The sequence below is a fragment of the Pseudomonas sp. ANT_J12 genome (assembly GCF_008370045.1).
Lineage (GTDB): Bacteria > Pseudomonadota > Gammaproteobacteria > Pseudomonadales > Pseudomonadaceae > Aquipseudomonas.
Map to the genome: position 1 here is coordinate 1 of NZ_VOBN01000047.1, position 2062 is coordinate 2062.

Below are 2062 nucleotides of genomic sequence, written 5' to 3' on the forward strand. Positions count from 1 at the left end.
GTAAGCGACCCATAAACCACACATGGCAAAAAACCGATGTGTGCATTTAGCGCGAGATAGTCGGGGAACAGTTCCACGGCAGCAAGGCTTCGAAGTCTTCTACCGAAGTAGCTTGTGGCAGGCGTTCAAGTACGTGGCGCAGCCACGTATAGGGCTCTTGGCCGTTGGCTTTGGCAGTTTCGACCAGGCTATAGATCTGCGCACTGGCCGTCGCGCCCTTGGGAGTGTCGCTGAACATCCAATTTTTGCGACCGATCACAAAGGGTTTTACCGCTCTCTCGGCCTTGTTGTTATCGATGGGCAAGAAGCCGGCCTCAATGTAACGCTCAAGCTTGCTCCAGTTGCTGGCCAAATAACCGACGGCCTTGCCCAAGGCACTTTGCGTCGTCACCTGGGGATGGGTTTTCTCCAGCCAGCTTTTTAGTTCTGCGAGTACCGGCAGACCTTTTTCCTGTCGAGCGCTAAAGCGCTGGTCATAGCTGGCGTCTTTGAACTCGCGTTCGATACCGTAGAGTTTGTTGATCAGGTTCAGCGCGATGTCGGCTCGCCCGGTCTTACCCTTGGGCTGCACTTTTTGCGCATCGACGAACTTACGTCGCGCATGTGCCCAGCAGCCCAAACGCTCGACACCTGGCTGCGCGCCCAAGGCGTTATAGCCGGCGTAATCGTCGGTCATCAGGTAGCCGCGATAATCGGCAAGCAGGCGCAGTGGCACCTCCTGCGCGCGGCTGGTGGTGTAGTCAAACAGGACAACTGGACGCTCAGGCGGGCCGCTGGCTTGGACCCACATCCAGGACTGGCTGGTCGGGTCTCGATCCGGTTCCTTCAGCACTTGTACCCGCGTTTCGTCGCAGTGGATCACCGGACTTTCCAGCAATCGGTCGCGCATCAAATTCAGCAACGGTTGCAAGTGTTCGCCGCACTGGATCACCCAGCGCGCCAAGGTTTGGCGGGGGATATCGACGCCGTGTCGGCCAAGTACTTTTTCGAACCGATACAGTGGCAAACCGTCGACGTATTTGGTGGTCAGCAGCATCGCCAGCACACTGGGGCTGGCCATGCTCTTTTCGATCAGTTGAGCCGGTTTGTCGGCGGTGACCGGTGCCGTTTCACAACCACGGCAAGCGTAGACCTTACGGATGTGTTTGATCACGCGGATCTGCATCGGCACGATCTCCAGCTGTTCGCTGGTTTCTTCGCCGATGACGTGTTTACGACAGCCGCACGCACAGCTCAGTTCGTGTTCGGGCAGTTCGTGGATGACTTCGATGCGCGGCAGGTCGGCGGACAGCGGTTTGCGTTTGCCACGGCGTGGGGTCGGGGCGACGACTTCTTCGTCAGACTCATCGGTGACCGGAACCGCGAGGCTTTCAGGCTCATTAAAGAGCGCGAGCTGCGGCGTCTGCGGATCGACTGTTTGTTCTGATTTGCGCCCGAACAAACGTTGACGCAATAGCTTGATCTGTTCTTTCAGATCAACAATCTGACCTTGTTGAGCCAGAAGCGCTTCAGCTGTTTTGGCCTGCTGAGCGAGAGACTCAAGCAGCAGTTGCTTGAGTCGTACAGGGTCATCAGGGAGGTTGTCGGGCATGGAAGTCATGGCCCGGATTATACCCAATCAGGCGACAAATCGCGGCGTCAAAACCTGATGCGGACGGTTCCTCCACAGGTCAAAACCATCCAACAGCCAATTCAATTCCTGCACGCTCAAAACAATCGGTTCGTCAGTAGGATCGGGCGCGGTTTTGAAACGTTCGGACTCCAGGCGCTTGAGCCAAAGGCAAAAGCCGTTGCGCTCCCAATAAAGTATTTTCACTCGATTACGGTGGCGATTCAGGAAGACGAACAGCACGGGGTCAAACACCGCGACCTTGATATCTAATTCGACGAGGGCGGACAGACCGTCGATGGATTTTCGGAAGTCCACGGGTTTGGGGTACAGATAAACTTTTTCAACTTTAGCGTCGGGGCGCATCATGATTGCTGGCTCCTGATGGAAATCGGGAGCACAGCATCAGGCTTCAACTGGCGGCTTTGAATGTGTAGGCGATGGATCGCTTAC

At 56.1% G+C, this 2062-nt stretch carries 2 protein-coding genes; both read right to left on the reverse strand.

Annotated elements, in window-relative coordinates; genetic code table 11:
* Positions 1-46 precede the first annotated feature (46 nt).
* The gene (locus tag FQ192_RS33800) at positions 47-1600 is read right to left on the reverse strand and encodes an IS66 family transposase (RefSeq protein WP_149662278.1); all 1554 of its coding nucleotides are present in this window, start codon (positions 1598-1600) and stop codon (positions 47-49) included.
* Positions 1601-1618: 18 nt separating this feature from the next.
* A complete protein-coding gene (gene tnpB, locus FQ192_RS33805) occupies positions 1619-1978 on the reverse strand; it encodes an IS66 family insertion sequence element accessory protein TnpB (RefSeq protein WP_256672448.1) in 360 nt (119 codons plus the stop codon).
* Positions 1979-2062: the final 84 nt, after the last annotated feature.

Coding starts and splice junctions, on each gene's coding strand:
- FQ192_RS33800 (WP_149662278.1), bottom strand. CDS start 1,600: ATGACTTCCATGCCCGACAACCTCCCTGATGACCCTGTACGACTCAAG.
- tnpB (WP_256672448.1), bottom strand. CDS start 1,978: ATGATGCGCCCCGACGCTAAAGTTGAAAAAGTTTATCTGTACCCCAAA.